Source organism: Magnetospirillum molischianum DSM 120 (genome assembly GCF_000294655.1).
GTDB classification, from domain to species: Bacteria; Pseudomonadota; Alphaproteobacteria; order Rhodospirillales; family Magnetospirillaceae; genus Phaeospirillum; species Phaeospirillum molischianum.
On the sequence record NZ_CAHP01000047.1, the window covers coordinates 1 to 19,053 of the forward strand.

The 19,053-nt window shown below is 61.4% G+C and carries 9 protein-coding genes, 1 tRNA gene and 2 rRNA genes; 6 read left to right on the forward strand and 6 right to left on the reverse strand.

All coding sequences use genetic code 11. The annotated features are described in order from the left end of the window. From PHAMO_RS15675 to PHAMO_RS15705, 6 genes are all read left to right on the forward strand, one after another. A 23S ribosomal RNA gene (locus PHAMO_RS15675) occupies positions 1–190 on the forward strand; the annotation flags it as partial. A gap of 83 nt (positions 191–273) precedes the next feature. Continuing rightward, positions 274–388, forward strand: a 5S ribosomal RNA gene (rrf, locus tag PHAMO_RS15680). Between the two features lie 62 nt (positions 389–450). After that, positions 451–527: transfer RNA gene (locus PHAMO_RS15685), tRNA-Met, on the forward strand. A gap of 357 nt (positions 528–884) precedes the next feature. Beyond that, a complete protein-coding gene (locus PHAMO_RS15695; RefSeq protein ID WP_002730738.1) occupies positions 885–2,108 on the forward strand; it encodes a polysaccharide biosynthesis/export family protein in 1,224 nt (407 codons plus the stop codon). Positions 2,109–2,378: 270 nt separating this feature from the next. Beyond that, the gene (locus PHAMO_RS15700; RefSeq protein ID WP_456085344.1) at positions 2,379–3,269 is read left to right on the forward strand and encodes a glycosyltransferase family 4 protein; all 891 of its coding nucleotides are present in this window, start codon (positions 2,379–2,381) and stop codon (positions 3,267–3,269) included. Positions 3,270–3,454: 185 nt separating this feature from the next. Next, positions 3,455–5,245: a capsular polysaccharide export protein, LipB/KpsS family gene (locus tag PHAMO_RS15705; protein WP_162136967.1), complete on the forward strand. Its 1,791-nt coding sequence runs from the start codon at positions 3,455–3,457 to the stop codon at positions 5,243–5,245. On the opposite strand, the gene PHAMO_RS15710 is transcribed toward PHAMO_RS15705, so the two are convergent. From PHAMO_RS15710 to PHAMO_RS15735, 6 genes are all read right to left on the reverse strand, one after another. Beyond that, positions 5,246–6,484, reverse strand: coding sequence for a capsule biosynthesis protein (locus tag PHAMO_RS15710; RefSeq protein ID WP_002730745.1), 1,239 nt, complete (start codon positions 6,482–6,484; stop codon positions 5,246–5,248). It abuts the gene before it with no gap. A gap of 38 nt (positions 6,485–6,522) precedes the next feature. Continuing rightward, positions 6,523–8,148 carry an LTA synthase family protein gene (locus tag PHAMO_RS15715; RefSeq protein ID WP_002730754.1) on the reverse strand — a complete coding sequence of 542 codons (1,626 nt, stop codon included), beginning with the start codon at positions 8,146–8,148 and terminating at the stop codon, positions 6,523–6,525. 184 nt (positions 8,149–8,332) lie between these two features. Beyond that, positions 8,333–9,115 (reverse strand): SDR family NAD(P)-dependent oxidoreductase, encoded by a 783-nt coding sequence (locus PHAMO_RS15720; protein WP_002730756.1) that lies wholly within the window; start codon positions 9,113–9,115, stop codon positions 8,333–8,335. After that, the gene (locus PHAMO_RS18720; RefSeq protein WP_002730758.1) at positions 9,112–9,729 is read right to left on the reverse strand and encodes a GNAT family N-acetyltransferase; all 618 of its coding nucleotides are present in this window, start codon (positions 9,727–9,729) and stop codon (positions 9,112–9,114) included. Before PHAMO_RS18720 ends, PHAMO_RS15720 begins: the two co-directional genes overlap by 4 nt. A 46-nt stretch (positions 9,730–9,775) precedes the next feature. Next, positions 9,776–11,140, reverse strand: coding sequence for an aminotransferase class I/II-fold pyridoxal phosphate-dependent enzyme (locus PHAMO_RS15730; protein ID WP_002730760.1), 1,365 nt, complete (start codon positions 11,138–11,140; stop codon positions 9,776–9,778). Continuing rightward, entirely contained in the window at positions 11,137–18,618 is a 7,482-nt protein-coding gene (locus PHAMO_RS15735) for a type I polyketide synthase (protein WP_002730767.1), read from the reverse strand. Before PHAMO_RS15735 ends, PHAMO_RS15730 begins: the two co-directional genes overlap by 4 nt. Positions 18,619–19,053: the final 435 nt, after the last annotated feature.

Below are 19,053 nucleotides of genomic sequence, written 5' to 3' on the forward strand. Positions count from 1 at the left end.
CGCGCCAGCGGCATTGCCGGGTAGCCACGTGCGGACGAGATAACCGCTGAATGCATCTAAGCGGGAAGCTCCCCTCAAAACAAGGTTTCCCTATCAGAGCCGTGGAAGACCACCACGTTGATAGGTGGCGTGTGGAAGCGTGGTAACACGTGAAGCTAAGCCATACTAATCGCTCGATCGGCTTGATCGCCCATGCGCGGCGGCAAGCCCGACTATCTAGAACGCTAAATTGCACGCGGTTTACTCAGATCAGAAATAAGTTTCCTTCGACGACCTGGTGGTCATAGCGAGGGCCCCCCACCCGATCCCATCCCGAACTCGGACGTGAAACCCCTCTGCGCCCATGGTACTGTGTCTTAAGGCACGGGAGAGTCGGTCGCTGCCAGGTCTTCTAAGGAAACTTATACCTATACACAACGACATCCCCCAGCTCCACTTCTTCTCTCTTCTCGCGGGGTGGAGCAGCCCGGTAGCTCGTCAGGCTCATAACCTGAAGGTCGCAGGTTCAAATCCTGCCCCCGCAACCAAAAATATAAACGAATTCAAGGCGTTAGCTCAAAAAGCTAACGCCTTTTTCGCGTCCCAGTCCCGCCACAGGTAACACATAGGTAACGGACGAAAGCGTATTTGCGGCGGCCAGCCCCAACTGCCGCCCCCGCTTGACCGCAGGCCATCAGCCAGTCAAGGCTGGGCCGTGTGAAATATGATGATGCGGCCCATCGGCTTCGGCCTCGCTCGAAGCCTTCTTCCGTGTCTTGACGCTTTCGCTGAAATCGTCACATCTTTCTGCAGCATTTACGACCTTTCGTGTCAATGTATGACTCAATCGCTGGTCTGGCTGACCACTCACTTGTTTGTTCCCTTCCGCTTGAAAGATGTATCCAATGCCTGACTATGGAGGATCGCCAACCGCTGAACTGCGGCGCAACCCGCGACTCGCCTTGCTGCTGGTGGTCGTAGCGCTGTTCGGATTGTCCGGTTGCTCTAAAACGCAGGCATGGCTGGGGCTTAATGGTACTTGGCTACCGTCGACTGGACCAGGAGCCGTGCAGCTAAAAGAGCAGGTTGAGGCGACGCCTATTCCTGTAATCGCCATAACCAAGGAAGCGGCCGAGCGGCAGGTGACGCTGCGACAACGGCTGACGTTTGCTGAGGCATTGCCAGAAAAGAACAGTCTCAACGCCTATGCGGTTGGGTCCGGCGATGTACTGGAAGTTTCGGTGTGGGAAGCCCCGCCGGCGGTTTTGTTCAGTTCCGCATCCCTGGATTCGCGCAGCGGCACAGCCACGGCTAAGGTAACGACTTTTCCAGAAGAAATGGTCGCCGCCGATGGCTCGATCAATGTTCCTTTTGCCGGGGCGGTCCCCGTAAGGGGGCTGTCTCCTGCGCAGATTTCCGCGGAAATCGTCCGACGTCTGACGGGGAAGGCCCATCAGCCCCAGGTGATGGTGCGGGTGATTCGGAATGTCAGCTCGAACGTTACGGTTATCGGTGAGGTTGCTCGCAGCCTGCGCATGCCTTTGACCGCCAAGGGCGAACGACTGCTTGACACCCTGGCCGCCGCCGGAGGAGTTCAGCATCCCGTTGGCCAGATGACCATCCAACTTAGCCGAGATGGCCAAGTGCTGTCGATGCCGCTCGACAGCATTATCCGCGACCCCAAGCAAGATATCTCCCTTCAGCCCGGCGATGTAATCACCGCATTATTCAAGTCCAACAATTTCACCGTCCTGGGGGCTTCCGGCAAGAACGACGAGATTCAGTTCGAAGCTCAGGGGATATCTCTCGCCCAAGCGCTGGGACGTATCGGTGGATTGATGCCAGGGGCGGCAGATCCGAAAGGGCTATTTATCTTCCGATTCGAGGAGCCTGCGGCGCTGCCCGATGCCAGCAAGAAAATCTCACGAACTTCCGAGGGTAAGGTGCCGGTGATCTATCAGGCGGATCTGAAGAACCCAGCCACGTTCCTCGTGATGCAGAAATTCCCGATGCAGGATAAAGACGTTGTCTATGTCGCAACCGCTCCGGCAGCAGAGTTGCAGGCATTCATCAACATCATCACCTCGTCGGTTTATTCAGCGAACACAATCGCCAACGTCGGAAACTAAGCATCAATGAGCACTCCCCCTGTACTCATCGACATGACGCGACTGGTCGGTCGCTGTTTGCAGGGGAAGCTGCCAACAGGGGTTGACCGGGTTAGCCTCGCCTATATCACTCATTTTCGCGAGCGCGCCTCGGCTCTGATCCGCTATGGGGGACGTTGGCTGATCCTGGGGGCCGACGCATCGAAGCAAGTTNTTGATGAGGTGCTTGCCCCAGAAAAAAAGACCCCACGGCGGCTGAAATGGATTGTCAGCCGCGCTTATCTGCTGCCGATGCAGTCCAATCGACCAGCGATTCTGCTTAATACCGGCCATAGCGGTCTTGAGAAGCCGGACTACATCCGTCGCATTCGTCGCGCTTCTTATTCGCCGGTCTTCTTCCTTCATGATCTAATTCCGATCACCCACCCTGAATATTGCCGCATAGGGGAGGCGGATAAGCATCACCGCCGCCTGGATGCAATCCTCTCGGTCGGGGCGGGGATTATCGTTAATTCCACGGTGACCGAGGCTGTGCTTACTCGGTACGCGGAAGAACGTGGCTACCGGATGCCCATTTGCACGGTGGCTCCTCTTGCCCCTCCCGACTGGCCGACGCCAGCGAGGGCACGGCCCTTGGCTTCCCCCTACTTCGTCATTCTCGGGACGATCGAGCCGCGCAAGAACCACCTGTTGCTGCTTCAGATATGGCAACGACTGGCGGAGCAATTCGGCGATCAGGCACCTCGGTTGATGATCATTGGTCAGCGAGGGTGGGAGTGCGAACAGGTTTTTAACCGGCTCGACCGCTGCGACAAGTTGCGCGGCTTGGTGATCGAGCACTCACGCTGTTCCGATGCCGACCTCTCGACAGCCCTGCACCATTCCCAGGGCTTGCTGTTTCCATCATTCGAGGAGGGCTACGGCTTGCCTTTAGTGGAGGCGCTGGCCGCTGGGGTGCCCGTGATTGCTAGTCCGTTGCCAGTTTTTCGGGAAATCGCTGGGGATTATCCAGATTATCTCGATCCTCTCGACGGGAATGGCTGGCTGCAACGAATTCTTGATTATGCGGCTCCAGACAGTCCCGAGCGGGAGGCGCAGAAACAACGGATCGCTGAGTTTCGTTCTCCGTCATGGCGGCAGCATTTCGAGCGGGTCGATGCCCTGTTAGAGAGAATCGGATAACGGCAGGGCGTTGGCATGCAGGTTACCCGAGGCTACCGATGGAAAAACTGCGTTGAGCAAACGGTTGCGGTATACGCGAAATGCACATGAGTCAGGTGACCGGATCTCATCGCGTATTGCGCGCTCTAGCAGAGCGATCAGCTTTTAAATGAGAGCGTGTTTCACGCATGCACGAAGGAAACATCTTGTCTGAAGAAGATGTCGGGTTATCCGGGCTTGGTGTGCTGCGCCTTTCCCCATGGCAAAGACGAACTCTTGGCAAAGTCGTGGCCCCATCTCCTCTAGAGTTTGCCACCGCACTGGACGATCCAGCGCTGCTGGAACGGGCGGCGCATGGTTTGCGCGCTATTGTTGAAGAGGGGGTGGGTGGTGTCTGGTGGGAGAAAAGCTGGTCTCCCCCTGCTGATGGGGGGCGTCCTGACGTTTTAGTGCTGATTGAGTCGGCTGCGGAGGAATGGTCAGACGCGGCGGCCTCAATTGATCGGATCTACACCCCGGATCGTCTGCTGGTTGCCGTCCAGCAACGGGGACCGATGCCGATCAGTTTTGCGGAGATACTGGACCGCTGGAGGCGCCACGGTGCCACGGTGCTAACTGATCCGCACGACCCCTGGTCTCTGTTTCCCGCAGTTCAATCAGTACATTCCTGCGGGGGTTCCACCGGATTCCTCGCCTTGCTCGCAGGGAAGAGCGTGGTCTGCCACTGTCCAACCTTCTTTTCCGGTTGGGGGCTGACCCAAGATGCGCTTGGGGTGTCATCCCGTTCCCGGTCTTTGAGTCTGATCGAGCTCTTTGCCGCCCATGCTCTGCTCGGGACCCGCTATTACGATCCGTATGACGGCCAGGAATGCTGTTTCGAGGAGGCTCTGGCTGTTGTCCGTCGTTGCCGTGCCCTCGACCGGATCAACCGTGGCATTGGCGTCTGCGTCGGTATGGCCTTCTGGAAGCGGCGGCGCATTGCCGAATTCGTGCGCACATCGGCGGGGAACCCTCGGTTCACCCAGCGGGCGCGCCGGGCCGTCGCCCTGGCCCAAGCTCAGGGGCGTGGGATTGCCGTGTGGGCCTCGCGTGAGCCGCCGGCCTTGGCATCCCTGGCTGCCGCCGCTGGGGTTCCTCTGATCCGGGTCGAGGACGGCTTCATCCGTTCGTCCGGGCTTGGAGCCGATTTTATTCCCCCGGCCTCGATCACCCTGGACGCATCGGGGCTTTATTACGATCCATCCCGTCCCAGCGATCTTGAGCGTCTGCTTGAGACCATTACCCTCGATGAAGCCACTCAACAACGGACGCGCCGGTTGATCGAGCTGATGGTGTCCCGCAATATCACCAAATATGCCGGTGGCGCCGCCAGTCTTCCAACATTACCGCCTGGGCGGATTCTGTTGGTTCCGGGGCAGGTCGAGGATGATCGCTCTGTCTTGTTGGGCGGAGCTGGCATTACCAGCAATCTCGATCTGCTGCGTCGGGTTCGTGCCGCGAACCCCGAGGCTCGGATTCTCTACAAACCTCATCCCGATGTCGATGCCGGACATCGCCGTGGTGCGATCGTGGATGACGAAGCCTTGCTCTACGCCGATCTGATCGTGCGGAGTGGGGCGATGGCGGATCTGATCCGCGCGATTGATGAAGTTCACTGCCTGACATCACTCGCCGGGTTCGAGGCTTTGTTGCGTGGCAAGAAGGTCACTGTTTATGGCCATCCTTTTTATGCGGGGTGGGGGCTGACCACCGATGTTTCTCCGCCGCCGCGCCGCCGCCGCCAGCTGACATTAGAGGAACTGGTGGCTGGTACTTTGCTGTTTTATCCTCGCTATCTTGATCCGTTGACCGGGATTCCCTGCGGTCCAGAGACTGTGATCGCCCGTTTTTCCGACAGCACTCTGTGGCGGCCGGGTTTGCTGGTGCAAGTCCGACGGATTCAAGGGCGGTTTCGCCGCTGGCTGTCCCGAACGTGTCGGTCAATCATACGGAAATGATCACGGGGAGGGCGCTGTCGCGAGAAGATCTCGATCGCCCTCCAGCCGGGGGAGGCTATTTTCCACGGCGATCGCAATACCCTCGGGGGTATAGAAATTTCCATTGATCAGGCATGCGGCGCGTACCACCGCTATAAAATCCTCGAAGAGGGCGAGGTCAGGCGATGATGCCTCGCGCCAGAACGCCTGTAGCGGCCCGGTAAAGGTCAGGCCAGGGATGTTGTAGATGGCTCGCCCCAGGCAGATCACCGGCCGCCCCCGCTCCAGCGCTGTCATCCCTACGGTACTATTGACTGTGACGATACCTCGCGCCTGATCGATCAGGGTGTTGAGGTCGCCACCGTCGATGAAATGCACCCGCGTATCGATTCCGAGCGCCTTGGCGCGTTGGCCGATGCGACGACGGTAGTTGATCCAGCCATTGTCGAGGGGGTGGTTCTTGATCACCAAACGTGCCGTCATTGGCGCATCGGCGGCGAAGGACTTAAGTACGGTCTCGATCGCCGCCATCATCCCACCAAAGCGGGAATGAACCCTGATCTGAGCGTCGGTATCAAGCTGTAGCGGAAACAGGTAGAACGGCGTTCCCTCTGCTTCCAACGTGCTGACGACACGCAGTGCCTGGGCCTGACGCCAGCGTAGCGTCGCCAGGCGGGTGGCCCAACTGGCATATTCCGCCCAGATCGGATAAGGCCGATGGGTGCGGTAATCGGGATAGCGCTTTGGGGCCAGGTAATTGGTGATCTGCCAGCGGAAGTCATACCAGATCCGCCTCCACAGACCCGTTCCGACCGGACGGGGTGTCGGCGTCGGTGGCAGATCTCGGGCGGTTTTTCGGTACCAGTCCGCATTGCTGGGAAGGCGGGAATAGCCATTGACCCCTTCGCGTTCCAGGGTAACCCAATGCGGGCGCAGATAGCCTTCCTCGAACACCCAGATCGCGGCTCCTCGCTGCCGCGCCTGCTCCAGGGCGGCGCGGTGCAGTGGGCGACAATCTCCGAACAAAATAACGGAATCAATCCCTCGTGCCGCCATCTCGGCGGCGATGAATGCGCCGAATCCGCTTTCGCCGCCTCTCCAGTCGATTGCCTGCCAGTCTCCCCAGAAATGACGGTCGCCGCCGCAGACATTGATTCGGGTGACCGCATGGCCACGCTGGACCAGTGCCTCGCCCAGGCGGCGATAAAACCAAGTCGCGTTTCCCTGGAGGAATAGGAAATGATGGTGGGACGAGGCCATGGATGGCTCCGAGGGTAGGGGACACACGGTTAATCGGATCAGATGTATTGGTCCTCGACCGGGCCGACTTTGTTGACCTGATTGAAAATCGCATCGAGCATCAGGCGGTTGAGGGTATCGGCGCTGATGTCGAGTTGGCGGGGATGTACCTTCCCAGTGCGCCATACGATGTAATCGGTGCGATCGTCTTCGTAGCCCACGGTTCGGAAGGCTTCGGCCAGTCCGGGTAGATGGTCTCCGAACATGCTGAACACCGCATCGCCCTCGCGCGTCTCCAGGAAATCGACCAGACGCGCCGCCATGCGGTCGGCATTGGCGAGGTGATGCAGGTACAGGCCGAGTTCGGGCGAGCCTAACGGTGTTTCGAGGTCGGCTGGCGCGACAACCTTGTCGAGGCGGCCCTTTTCCCAGCGACCATGATTTTCCATGGTGATGGCGAAAACGAAAATCGGGTTATTTTCGTTGGCGATCAGGTCCATCACTTTGTCGGCGACGGCGTTGTCGCTGACATAGGGACCGAACAGTTCGGCCCCTTCGAACGCAGTGATGTCAACGAACTCGTCGAAGCCAAGATTGGGATAGACTTGACCGCGATTGAAGAAATCTTCGTGGAAGGGGTGGATGCAAATCGTGCGATAGCCAAGCTGGCGCAGGTGATGGGCCAGGGTCCAGATCGGGCGATGGCATAAATGCAGGAAGGGGTTATAGCGATGCACCCCCAACGCCTCGGCCGGCAACCCGGACAGGAAGGCAAATTCTGTGCGCATGGTATTGGCGCCCCAGGCGGGGACGCTGAGACGGCCATGATATAGAGCGGAATCGCGGAGCATGTCCCAATGCGCCAGGACCCCGCGCTGGATCGAGGGGTCGAGTCGGCGGGCATCGAAAAAAGATTCGCTCTGGATCGCGACCACGGTTTTGGGCAACGGCCATACCGCTTTGATCAGCGGCGAGGGGAACGCCGGAAGATCCGGTCCCCCCCCCTCCGTCCCATCGCGTTCCCTGGCTCGTCGAGCGCTGCTGGATTGGGCCTTACTTTTGGTCAGGTCAGGCTCGTTGGCCAGGAAGAAATAGATGATCAGGCACACCACCAGCGGCAGGCTGTCCATGTCACGCTGCACGTCGGTGGAGGGACCAAATTTTCTCAGGAGTTGTAAGAATGCTCCCCGAAAGACTCCACGAGTGCACGCATGAATCATCCCGAACAGGAGAAAGAAATATAACAGCGTCGGAACCAGATCCTCGGCCGACTCTCGCTTGATGATTGGAGCCTCAAGCGAAAATCCGCAGAAGATCGTCGCCGGGATCGCTACGCAAATCACGATCGATCGCACGACGCCGATATGGCGGATGTAGAGCGCGGGGTAGACGAAGACCTGGCGCAGCAGGGCAAAATCGGAGAAGGACAGCGGCTCCTTCAATTCTCGGAACTTGACGTTGTTGATGGTGACGATGATTGCCAGGGTCGCGCAGGTCGTCAGCGCCGAGAAGAATGGCCGGTAACCAATCATGAAGATGGTGAGATAGAACATCACCACCGGCATCACCGACAGGAGCGCCATGCGGCGGAACAGGGGCGATGCCTTGGCGCGAGGCTCGATCAGGGTGTCCATGACCAGCATCGCGAGGATCGTCGCTGCAAGGCAGATAAAAAACAGGATCACCGTTTCCCCTCCTTTCCCCGTTCAGGCCAATTCCGGATGGTCTATCCGTCCCGTGTCTTATTCCTGGTTCCGCTAAGGTTTTGTGGTCTCGCCTGTGCGCGACGCCGACGAGGCCCGTCTTTGACCGCCTCTCATGAGGGCGGTTGAACTGGTGACCGCAGGTTATTCCTTACGATTGCCGGTCTTACTCTTCGCGGACGCTGAACGCGAACAGGGGTAAAACTAGGTCCGCGGCCCAGGGAGGGAGATGCGCCAGCAGACGGGTGCCGAACGCCAAAGAGAAGGGGAAGGCGATCCGTGATCGCCCTTGCGCCAGTCCGGCGCGGATGATGGCGGCCGCCTGATCCGCATCGATCTGCAATGGCTTGTGTCCGACGACACGAGCGCTCATCGCCGAGCGGACATAGCCGGGGCTGATGGTGCAGACCGCGATACCCTCGGGCCGGAGCTTGGCCCGCAACGCTTCGCCGTAGGTTTCCACCGCCGCCTTGCTCGCGCTATAGGCCGGGCAGAACGGCAGACCTCGCCATGCGGCCAGCGACCCGAGCAGCGCGATCTGGCCTCGTCCGCGTCGTCGCAGGCAACTCACGGCGGGATCGACCGTGTTCAGGGTGCCGCCGAGATTGACGGCGATGGTTCGTTGCGCATCCTCCAGGCTTTCGTTGCGGCCGTCCGGCCGTTCGCCCGAGGAGATTCCGGCATTGGCGATCACCAGATCAAGCGGTGCCCAGGCGTCGAAATCGAGAATCAAGGCGCGCATCGCCTCGCTGTCGGTGATATCGGCGATCTCGGTTCGGACTCGTGCTCCCTTGGCCGCACAGGCTTCCGCTACCTCCGCCAGCCGTCCGGTATCGCGTCCGGTCAGAGCGAGGGAAACGCCTTCGCGTGCATAGGCCTTGGCGAGGGCACCGCCAATCCCGCCTGAGGCTCCGGTAATCAGAATCGCCTGTGGCGTGACCGGATTCATCCTATTGCCTGTTGAGGCGAAGCCGTCAGCAATGGCAACGGGGCCTGCATCAACAGCATCGGTCCCTCGTGCATCTGTCGATCGAAAGGTTCAATCGCAACGCGGCCGACCACGTCAAATCCCAGGGAACGGTACAGATTGCAAGCAGAGAGGTTACCGCTCCAGGCGTGTAGCGTCAGTGACCTTATCCCACATTGTTCGGCCGTGTCGCCCAGGGTCTGCAACAGCAACCGGGCCAGCCCTCGCGACCGGAACGCGGGGTCAACTGCCACGGTATTGATATACCAGGAGAGCGGCAGCCGACTTTCGAAGAGGGGGCGCAGCGGTTGCAACCGCTTTTTGGGGATCAGGATCTTGGCCATTGTCGGCAAGCCGTATTCGTCGGAGGGATAGGCCAGAACCATCGCCGCGATCCGCCCCTGTTCCTCAGCCAGCAGGGCGTTGGAGAAATGCAGGCTGGCGTTGGAATCGCTGACCGCCATCCGCAGGACATCGTTGGCTTTCACCCCCGGCAGCACACCCTCGAACACCTGTTCGAAAATGCCCGCACCGGCAGCGACAATGAAATCGGCAATGAACGCGATGTCATCTGCCGTGCCGAACCTGATGTCCATCTCCGTTCCTTCCTGTTTCACCCAAATCCGCTTTATTCCGTCGGTGTCACAGGTCTTCCTTGGGCGGCTTTATCTCGGCCAAAGCCTCGGCGATCATTTCGACCGCTTGGTGGATTTGGTCTTTGGAGTGGAGGGAGGAAATGAACAGACGCAGGCGGGCTGCGCGCTCCTCAACCGCCGGGTGAATGATCGGTGGCGTTTCCATCCCTCGTTCATGCAGCATCGCAGCGAGGCGGGCGGCAAGAACCGACTGGCCGAGAATCACCGGCACCACGTTGATCCCCTGCGACAGCCCGGTATTCAGTCCCCGCGCCTTTGCCAGATTCAGGAACAACTGACCGTTGGCGCGCAACGTCGCGACCCGTTCCGGTTCGGCCAGCATGATCTCGATCGAGGCGAGGGCCGCGGCGGCCATCGGTGGCGGCAGGCCAACACTGTAAACGAAGCCCGACGCCGTAAGCTTCAACAGTTCGATCAGCGCACTGTTGCCTGCGATATAGCCGCCGCAGCTGGCGAAGCTCTTCGACAGCGTTCCCATCCAGATATCGACATCGGTGGATGCCAAGCCGAAATGCTCGCGGGCACCTCGTCCCGTTGCCCCTAGCACTCCCATCGAGTGGGCTTCGTCAACCATCAGCAAGGCTTTGTGGCGGCGCTTGATTTCGACGAAGCGATCGAGTGGGCAGATGTCGCCATCCATGCTGTACAGGCCTTCGACCACGATCAGCACTTTATCGAAGCGCCGTCGGGATTCAGCCAGGATCGCGTCGACTGCCTGCCAGTCATTGTGGGGGAAAGCCTGACGGGTTGCCCCCGACAGCATTGCTCCCTGCATGACGCTGTTGTGCACCAGACGGTCGTGCAGAACGAGATCCCCGGACCCCAGCAACGAAGCGATCACGCTGACATTCGTGGCGTGGCCGCTGACGAACGCCACCGCATCGTCGGCTTCGTGCAATTCGGCCAACCGGACTTCAAGCGCGCGGTGGATCGGCCGTTCGCCCGACACCACCCGGCTTGCCGAGGCCGAGGTGCCATACCGTTCGATGGAGGCCATCGCGGCGGCATTGACCCGAGGATCGCCATTGAGCCCCAGGTAATTGTACATGCCGAAATTCAGCAAATTCCGTCCGTCCACCACCGTGGTGGCACCGCCGTAACTGTCATGCTCGCGGAAATAGGGGTTTGGAATCCCGGCATTTTCCGCCAGCGTGCGCTGAAGATGCAGCCGGTAATATTCTGGAAACTTGTCGAAGCGGTAGGCTGATTCGGGAATCTGGTCGATGACGGCCCGGACGTCGTTATCCTTGGCCGAGCCATTGCTGGTTCCGCGCTTTTCCAGCGCACGTTGTAGCATCTCTCGCTTTTGTTCTTGCGAGAGGCCGGCGAGGGAAGGGGTGTTTACGGTCATGATAGGAGCTTGGCCCCTTCCGCCAGTTTTGTCTCCAGATCTTCGACCACCTCGCTGATATCTTCCGCGCCGGTGTCCACGGCATGGGAACGCAGCAATTCGGTGACCATTCCGGTCTCGACGGTTGTTTCTGTGGCCCCGGTTCCCAAAAGGTGTTCGCGCAAATACCCAGCCAACTTCATGATAGTGGTATCCGGGGTGATCGCCATGGCAGAAAGTTGAATTCCTGTTTTTTCCTCGATCTGCATCCGTAATTCAAGCGCCATCAGCGAATCCATCCCCATATCGAAAATCGGTCGCTCGATTTCGACCTTATCGGCCGACAGCCGCAGGACATGGCCGATCTGTTCCGCCAACAGTTCGGTCAGGAATTTCTGCAACTCTTCCGGGGGCATCGATGCTGCCAAAGCCCGGAAGTCGATGCTGTCGCCAACGCTATCCTCGCTCCCGGCCCCGACCACCGCGCGGAAGCGTGGCGCGGTCAGCGCGGGCAGGCCGCCGCGAAGGGTCCGCCAGTCCAGGTCGGCGACCGTCACGACGGCTGGACCCGGCCGTTCCAGCAACCGTTCCAGCCAGACGAAAGCCTGGGCCGATTTCAGCAGCCGGACGCCCATCCGCTGTTCCAGTGTTTCCGCCACCGTGACATTGCGAGTCAGGTAACCGGCATCGCCGATCGGCCCCCAACCCACCGCCAGAGCCGGTTGGCCAGCGGCGCGTCGCGCCACGATCAGCCGCTCCAGGGCGAGATTGGCGGCAACATAATTGCTCTGGCCGGGATTGCCGAACAGGGTTGTCACCGACGAATAGACCACGAAGAAATCAAGCGGCACATCCAGGGTCGCCTGATGCAAAGCCCACGCTCCGGTCAGCTTCGGTGCCAGAACCCGATGGAGTCGCTCTGGAGTCATGGCCTCGACAGCGCCATCGTCGAAGCAGGCGGCCGCATGAATAAGTCCCTTTAGCGGCGAGGGACCGGCGGCGATTTCGGACACCAATGCTGCCACCTGGGCGGGGTCACTGACGTCGCAGGCCCGTTCGTCCACCCTCACTCCGGCGTCTCGCAGCGCCGTTACCGTTTCCTGCTCGGGGCCGTCTTGGGCGGTGCCCCGCCGAGAGACCAGCACCAGCGACCGCGCGCCCTTTTCTGCCAGCCACTGGGCCGTAGACAAGCCAAAACCGCCCAGACCGCCGGTTACCAGATAGCAGGCGGTGGGATCGAGCGGGAAGGGCGAGCGAGAGATCGCAACAGGGGTTTCTTCTCGCTGAAGCGGCGGCAACACGACAATTTTACCGGTGTGCCGGGCCTGCTGCATGTGGCGGAACGCCTCGATCGCCCGCGGTGCCGTGAACTCCCGGAACGGCAGCGGATGGAAAACTCCTTGAGTAAACAGGGCGATCACCTCGCCGAACAATCGCCGGGCGAGGTCTGGCCGTGCTTCCAGCAACTGGTCGGCGTCGATGCCGAAATAGGACAGGTTGTTCCGGAACGGACGCAATCCGATCGACGAATCCGCATAGAAATCGCGCTTGCCCAATTCCAGGAAGGAACCGAACGGGCGCAGCACAGCCAGACTCTTGTGAATCGCCTCGCCCGCCAGTGAGTTCAGAACCACGTCCACGCCTTCGCCGCCGGTCATGGCCATCACCTGATCGGCGAATGCGGTCGAACGGCTGTCCATGATGTGGTCGGCGGGCACCCCCAGCAGAGCGACGATCGAGCGCTTTTCCGGTGACCCGGCGGTGGCATAGATCTCTGCCCCGACGTGGCGGGCATACTGGATCGCCGCCATTCCCACCCCGCCAGCGGCGGCATGGATCAGGATACGGTCGCCGCGTCCCAGCCGGGCGAGGTGGGCGAGGGCGTAATAGACGGTGAAGAACACCGTCGGCACCGTTGCCGCCTCGGCAAAGCTAAGTGCTGTCGGGATTGGCGCGACCGCCGTGGTCCGAGTGGTGACGTGACCGGAGAAGCAGGAGGGGGCAAAGAACAGCACGCGCTGCCCCACCGTCAAATCCTTGACTTCGGCACCGACACGGGTGATGACCCCGGAACCCTCCATCCCGATGGTCGCCCCGGCGAAACCGGCCTCGACCGCTTCCTCCGGCAAGAGCCCCATCGCGAACATCACGTCGCGGAAATTGAGTCCGGTGGCGCGCACCTCGATCTCGACCTCGCCAGCGGCGGGGGCGATTCGTGCCTTGCTTTTCCAGCGCAGATGATCGAGCGAGCCGGGAGTGAAGGTCAGTGTCGGGGTGCTGCTGTCTCCCGCCGCCACTGTGTCTTCCGCGAGATCGAGCCGTTCGACCCGGAAGCCGAATCGTCGTCCCGCGCCCAACCTCACCTCGCTCTCGCCGCCGGTTGCCGCGCCCAGCACGATTTCCCGCGCCAGATCGATGATCCCGGCGTCGGCATCGAGATCGATCTGTCGCAGATCGATTTCCGGGCGCTCGTTGCGCACGACCCGGCCAACTCCCCATGGCACGGCCTGTTCCGGCCTCGCGGTGCCATCGCTCATCGCCTCGCGGGTCACCAGGATCAAGGTCGGGCGGCGGGTGTCTCCCTCGCGTGGGGTCCAGCCCTGCGCCGCCGCCAACAGGCTCCAGCCGCGCCGGTTCGCCAGCGCCAGCGGCCCGGTTTCCGGGTCAGCATTCTCGCCGAGACCGCCGAGGTCGATCACTCCGGCTGGTGTCTCGTTCCATATCGCGGCCCAGCCTTCCGGCTGGTCGGGCGGGTCCATGACGATTTGCGCTGCGGAGCCGAGGCTGGTCAGAGCCTCGACCAGCGCCTCCGCGTGGGCCGTTTCCGCTGTTCCGGCCACGATCAGCCAAGGCGCACCCCCCGCAATGGGGGTGGCGAAATCCGGTGCTGATTCCGACTCGGGACGGCGCGCGGCAAGCACCAAGGCTCCGGCCACTGGGGCCACCATCGCCTCGTCGAGCGCCGCCGCTGTTGCCGCCTGAGTCAATTCCTCGGCAGACAGTGGCCTGCCGCTCCACGTGCCGTCATCGCGCATCCGCCACCAGGACGAAGTGCCACCGAACGCCAGATCCAGCCATGCCGCCGGAGCGGGTTCGGAAATCACCACCGCCCCGCCGGGACGAACCAGATGGGCGATGCCGTCCAGCGCCATTGCCGTGCTGGCGGCAACGTGCAGGATTCCATGTCCGACCACGAGATCGACCCCGCCAGGTTGGGGCAACTCGTCCCGTGCGGCTTCAGCCATCATCAGATCGATCCGGCAGACCCGCACCTCGGGGCGATCGGCGAATTCGGCGCGCAGATGATCGAGCGCATTCTCGTCGATGTCGGATACAACGAGGTCGAAGTCTCCCGGAGGCAACACTCCGAGCAGACGCCGGGTCAGGCCGCCCGCGCCCGCGCCGACTTCCAGGATCGCCAGTCGGCGTCCGGGCGGCCATGCCGCGGCGAACCGGGCGGTGGCGTCGGCGACCGCGTCGGCACCGGCAGCCAGCGTCGGCGACGCCTCGTGGAAGTGGGCGAGTGTGGCCGCCGTCGGGGCCGTTCCGTCCAGCTGTTCGCCCCGCAACAGTGCGGGCAGGGCGCTTGCGCTTCGTCCCAACAGGGTCAATTCCGCCAGGGCATCGAGATGGCTGGCGAGCGTTCGCCGCCACGTAGCGTCAGGATCGTTCCCATCGGTCCCAGCCTCTGGCCGCGCCGCCAGTTCCAGCACGCGCGACAGCAACCCGAACCGATCGAGGTCGAGGTGGACCAGTGCCGCGGCTTCGATCGGACTCATCGCCGGATCAAGCCCCAGCGCCATCACGGCTTGCCGGGCCTGCTGTGCGGCCAAACGATCGAAATCTGCCGTCAGGGGATTGATCGCAGGCGGTGGGAACAGGGCGGTACGTGCGGCGGCAACGGCCTGCTTCGGCACCGCGAACGCCATGACCGGCGGCAAGGGATGGGACCGTTCGACATAAAGCGGGGTCGTTCCCTCGCTGCTCCGCTTGAGGGCGGCGCGTTGGAACCGGAATCCATGGATCTCGGCGAGAACCCGTCCTTCGGAATCGATGACCGTGAAATCGGCGACCAGTGATCGGGTTCCGGCCCGTACCAATCTGATCCCGCACCGCACCGCGAGGCCGATCACCGGGTAAAGCAGGAAGCGCTGGAATCGCACCGGAAGGTAGGCCAAGGGCCTATGGTTGCCGAGGCGACTGGCCGCCAGGTCGAACAGGCCCTGAAGACAGCCGTCGATCAGAGCCGGATGCAAACGAAAACGATCGAACCCATCGATAATTCCATCGGGGATCGTCAGTTCAACCCAGGCGGTATCGTCATCGATTGCGACCGTCGATACCGTCTGGAAGCAGGGGCCGTAATCCAGGCCGATCCGTCGCGCGAGGGCGTAATGCGCCTCGGCCTCGACCGTCACCGCCGTATTCGGGCAGGTTGGCAAGGGGGCTGGTGCGGGCAGATACCCCGGCCGGGACAGTCGGGCGACGACATGCAGCAACCAAGGCTCGTCCTGCATCCGGGTGCGGCTCTCGATGCGCAGCTTGCTCTCGGCCGCGCTCCACGTCACCCGCATCATCTTCGACCGGCCGGGGTCCAGCACCAGCGGACGGGAAATCTCGAAGGCTTCGATATCGGCTTGCTCGCCGGGGAAAAGGCACGTTGCCGCTTCGATCAGCACTTCGAGGAAGCCGGTGGCCGGGAACAGCACGGCTCCGCCAACGACATGATCGGCCAGGAACGGGAACAGGGCGGCGTCGATCTGACGCTCCCACAGCGGTTGATCCGGGATGACGCGGGTTCCCAGCAGGGAACCTTCGTCCTGCTGCCAGAGCGGTCCCCGCGCTTCCGGCGTATGCGGGTGCCAAAAGCGCTCGCGCTGCCAGGGATAGGGCGGCAAATCGACTGGGGCACCGGGACGGGGAAGCAACTGGGAGAAGGCAATCGGAGCACCCAGCGTATAGGCGCGATCGACTGCCAGCGAGACCCGTTCCGCCTCGCCGCTCTTGTTGCTGGTGACGAACATCACCTGACCGGGCTGGTTGCTGGCGCGCAGGGTTTGCCGCACGTAGGATTGCATGATCGGATGCGGGCCGATCTCGACGAACACCGAGACCCCTTCCTCCGCCATCCGCGTGATCGCCTCCCGGAAATAGACCGGCTCGCGCAGATTCCGCCACCAATACTCGGCGTCGAGACGTTCGCCATCGATCCGCGCGCCGAGCACGGTCGAATGGATCTCGACCCGCGCCGGGGCCGGTTGCAAATTGGCCAGTCCGACGAGCAGATCTTCACGCACCGGATCGAGCAGGTGGCTGTGGAAGGCGTAATCCAGCTTCAGCACCCGCACCGTCAGCCCATCGCCGGTCAGCCGATCGGTCAAGGCCAGCAGCGGATCGGTCTCTCCCGACAGGGTCAGGCCATGCGGGCTGTTGTACGCCGCGATCTCGACCTGTCCCGCCAGTGGGGCAAGATACGAAGCGATATCGCCCGAGGGAGGCAACTCAACCGCGGCCATCCGCCCCAGGCCCTTGGTGCGCCCCTGGACCGCGCTGCGGGTGAGGATCAGCTTCACCGCCTGATCGAGGGTCAAGGCTCCGGCACAATAAGCTGCGGCAACCTCGCCGACGCTATGGCCTGTCACGGCTTCGGCGACCAGTCCCCGCGCGGCGAGGCTGGCGACCAGCCCGGCCTGGAACGCGAACAGCAGGGGTTGTGCCACCTCGGTATCGGCAAGGCGGCTATTCTCCGGGTCGGCCTGCATCTCCGCGATCACCGACCAGCCCGCGATCTGCTGGATCAGCGTATCGATCCGGTCCACCTCGGCACGGAATACCGGGTCTTGGACCAGCAGAGAGCGCCCCATTCCGGCGAACTGGGCACCGTTCCCGGAAAAGACAAAGCCAACCCGACGGCGGGTCGGTGACACCACTTTGCCGGAAACGATCCGCTCGTCCCGCCCGGTTTCCGAAAATTGCCGCAGATGTGGAATGGCGTCTCCGGCATGGACCACCAGACGGTGGTCGTGGTGATCGCGTCGTAATGCGGTGGTGTGGGCGAGGTCATACCAAGCCGGGGGTGACGTGCGCTCCAGCAGGTCGGCGATCTGCCCGGCCATCGCCCGCAACGCCGGTTCGGACCGTGCCGACAGCACCAGCGGCGGCTCGGATTGCCCCGGCTGCGGGGGTGTCGTCGCCGGTGCGGGCTGGGGATATTCCTCCAGGATCACGTGGACGTTGGCACCGCCGAAGCCGAAGGAGTTGATGCCAATGACCGCTGGATGGTCGTCATGGCGGGGCAGGGGAGCCAGCGCACGCGCCAAGGTAAGGTTCATGCCCTCGAAATCGATATCCGGATTGGGAGTCTCGATATGCAATGAACGCGGGATCTGGCCGTGCTTCAGCATCAGCAGGGCCTTGATCATCCCGGCCATCCCCGAAGCCGGTTCCAGGTGGCCAATATTGCTTTTGACCGAACCAATCGGCAGGGGACGTCCGGCAGGACGGTGGCAGCCGATCGCCCGGCCGATTGCTCCGGCCTCGGCCGGATCGCCGACGGCGGTACCGGTGCCGTGGGCCTCTATGTAGCTGACCGCAGCGGGATCGACACCGAACCTCTGGTAAACCTGCCGCAACAGGGCTTCCTGCCGCTCCGACGAGGGCAGGGCGATTCCCGAGGTGTGGCCGTCGCAATTGGTGTCGGCCCCCCGAACGATCGCCAGGATACGGTCGCCATCGCGTTGGGCCTGGGCCAGGGGCTTTAGTACCAGCACCCCGCCACCCTCGGCGCGGACATAACCCGCGGCCAGCTTGTCGAATGCCCGGCAGCGGCCATAATTCGATAACATCGACGCTTTGGAAAAGCCGATGAATGGATAGGGACTGAGCAGCAGATTGACGCTGCCGACCACCGCTTGCGGAACCCGGCCCGACTGTACCGCCTGGAAGGCTTCATGCATCGCCATCATGCCCGAGGAGCAGGCGGTATCGATCGCCATGCTCGGGCCATTGAAATCGAAGCAGAAGGAAATGCGGTTGGCTGCGATCGATAGCGTCGAACCCAGCATGAAATAGGCGTTGGCCGAGGACGGATCGTCCTGGCGGGCGTTGGAATAATCCATTCCAGAGATGCCGACGAACACCGCCGTGTCGGTTCCGGCCAGGGTAGAGGGGCGTTGCCCCCCTTGCTCCAGCGCTTCCCAGGTCAGTTCCAGCAACAGACGCTGTTGCGGGTCGATCTGCTCGGCCTCACGAGGGGAAATACCAAAGAAAGCAGCGTCGAAGCCGGACAAATCCCCCAGCACCCCAGCGGAGAAGGTGTAGCTCCGTCCGGGTTCCGCTTTGTCGGGGTGAAAGAATGAAGATTGATTCCAGCGCTCAGGCGGAATCGTGCTGACGACATCCCGTCCTTCGGTGAGGATCTTCCAGAAATCGTCTGGATTTGATGCGGCAGGGAAACGGCACGCGCAACCCACAATGGCGACTGTATTCTTAAGAACCATAGATTCCATTATGTATTTCTTTTGCAGATGGAGCGTGAAGTGGGATGCGTATTTTTTTAAAAAATACTCTGATGTTGTCCTTCAGCTGGCCTATGAGTTTTTTCTAAAAAATGAAAGGGAGTTTGGGCCTCAAAATATTTATTTTTGTCTGAGGCGTAATCAATAGAGCGTCTCGCGGATCAAAAATTGTCTTTTTTCGTCATGTGGGGTGCATAAATTATGATTTGTTGCATTATCAATTAATATGACGTGATTCGCCCATGCTGCTACCGAGACGGGGACCCGTCAAGATATGCCTCAGTTTCTCGTCGAGCAATCTGATCGCATCTCGATCAGATGGGTATGGCCCTGCGGGAGGCGGGGCATGTCTCCATATCAAGCCAGATCGTGGGGACGAGCCTAATTTTGCGCACCCAAGCCGCGCAATACTCGTGA

Excerpts from the sequence above, each read along its gene's own strand:
- PHAMO_RS18720 (WP_002730758.1), bottom strand. The coding sequence starts at position 9,729 with ATGGACATCAGGTTCGGCACGGCAGATGACATCGCGTTCATTGCCGAT.
- PHAMO_RS15710 (WP_002730745.1), bottom strand. The coding sequence starts at position 6,484 with ATGGCCTCGTCCCACCATCATTTCCTATTCCTCCAGGGAAACGCGACT.
- PHAMO_RS15700 (WP_456085344.1), top strand. The coding sequence starts at position 2,379 with ATGCAGTCCAATCGACCAGCGATTCTGCTTAATACCGGCCATAGCGGT.
- PHAMO_RS15735 (WP_002730767.1), bottom strand. The coding sequence starts at position 18,618 with ATGGTTCTTAAGAATACAGTCGCCATTGTGGGTTGCGCGTGCCGTTTC.
- PHAMO_RS15720 (WP_002730756.1), bottom strand. The coding sequence starts at position 9,115 with ATGAATCCGGTCACGCCACAGGCGATTCTGATTACCGGAGCCTCAGGC.
- PHAMO_RS15695 (WP_002730738.1), top strand. The coding sequence starts at position 885 with ATGCCTGACTATGGAGGATCGCCAACCGCTGAACTGCGGCGCAACCCG.
- PHAMO_RS15730 (WP_002730760.1), bottom strand. The coding sequence starts at position 11,140 with ATGACCGTAAACACCCCTTCCCTCGCCGGCCTCTCGCAAGAACAAAAG.